Raw genomic sequence first — 1,536 nt, 5'->3', positions numbered from 1 at the left:
TCATCCACCTCGCCGCAGCAATGATCTGGAACCAATGAATGTCGATCGGCCCTAGGCCCACGAGACAGGCAATGACGGCCTTTCGAGGCCTTCGTTTGGCCCTCCGGGGCGGTTAAGCAGCCCTGTATGTTGACTTGAGCCGCGCTGGCGGGTTTCTAGCGCCATCGGCGTCCTGCGTTCGCCCCCAGCCTGAAAATCGGGCCTCAAAATCGTGGCCGAAAACCCCTGATTTGATTGAATTGTCATGATCGAAAAGACCTATCAGCCCGCCGATATCGAGACCCGCATCGCGAGCGCCTGGGAAGCCGAAGGCGCGTTCAAGGCCGGCCGCGCGGACCGGGTGGATGCCGAGCCCTATACGATCGTGATCCCGCCGCCGAACGTCACCGGCTCGCTGCATATGGGCCACGCCCTCAACAATACGCTGCAGGATGTCTTGTGTCGCTTCGAGCGCATGCGCGGCCGTGACGTGCTGTGGCAACCCGGCACCGATCATGCCGGCATCGCGACGCAGATGGTGGTCGAGCGCCAGTTGATGGAGCGTCAGGAGCCCGGTCGCCGTGACATGGGCCGCGAGGCATTTCTCGATCGCGTCTGGAAGTGGAAGGCCGAGAGTGGCGGCGTCATCGTCAACCAGCTAAAGCGCCTTGGCGCCTCTTGCGACTGGTCGCGCGAGCGCTTCACCATGGACGAGGGCCTGTCCGAGGCCGTCATCAAGGTGTTCGTGCAGCTGCACCGCGAGGGTCTGATCTACAAGGACAAGCGCCTTGTGAACTGGGATCCGAAACTGCTGACGGCGATCTCCGATCTCGAAGTGCAGCAGGTCGAGGTCAAGGGTAGCCTCTGGCACCTGCGCTATCCGCTCGAAGGCAAGAGCTTCGATCCGGAAGATCCGACCACGTTCATCACCGTCGCTACGACTCGCCCCGAGACGATGCTCGGCGACAGCGGCGTCGCCGTGAATCCGGATGACGAACGCTACACCCATCTGATCGGCAAGAACGTGGTTCTGCCGCTGGTCGGCCGTCTGATCCCGATCGTTGCGGATGAATATTCGGATCCGGAGAAGGGCTCTGGCGCAGTGAAGATCACGCCGGCGCACGACTTCAACGACTTCGAAGTCGGCAACCGCCACGGCCTCGCACGCATCAGCATCCTCGATATCGAAGGCAAGCTCGCACTCGCCGACAACGAGGACTATCTGCGCGGCCTGCCGGTCGCAGCGTCAGAGCTGGTCGAGGAATTGCACGGCATGGAGCGCTTCAAGGCGCGCAAGATCATCGTGCAGCGGCTGGAAGATTTCGGCTTCCTGGAGAAGATCGAGCCCAATACCCATATGGTGCCGCATGGCGACCGCTCCGGCGTCGTCATCGAGCCCTATCTGACCGACCAGTGGTATGTCGACGCCAAGACCATGGCGCAGCCGGCGATCGCCGCTGTGCGCACCGGCGCGACTGAATTCGTGCCGAAGAACTGGGAAAAGACCTATTACGAGTGGATGGAGAACATCCAGCCGTGGTGCATCTCGCGCCAGCT

Annotated in this window: 1 protein-coding gene; it reads left to right on the top strand. The window is 62.0% G+C overall.

Features of this window, described 5'->3' with window-relative positions; translation table 11 throughout:
• Positions 1-244 precede the first annotated feature (244 nt).
• On the top strand, positions 245-1,536 hold a 1,292-nt coding region (locus ACEK02_RS14610; RefSeq protein WP_371422400.1), incomplete at its 3' end, for a class I tRNA ligase family protein.

Source organism: Tardiphaga sp. (assembly GCF_041424195.1).
Classification (GTDB): Bacteria; Pseudomonadota; Alphaproteobacteria; order Rhizobiales; family Xanthobacteraceae; genus Tardiphaga.
This window is presented reverse-complemented; position numbering and strand designations above follow the sequence as displayed.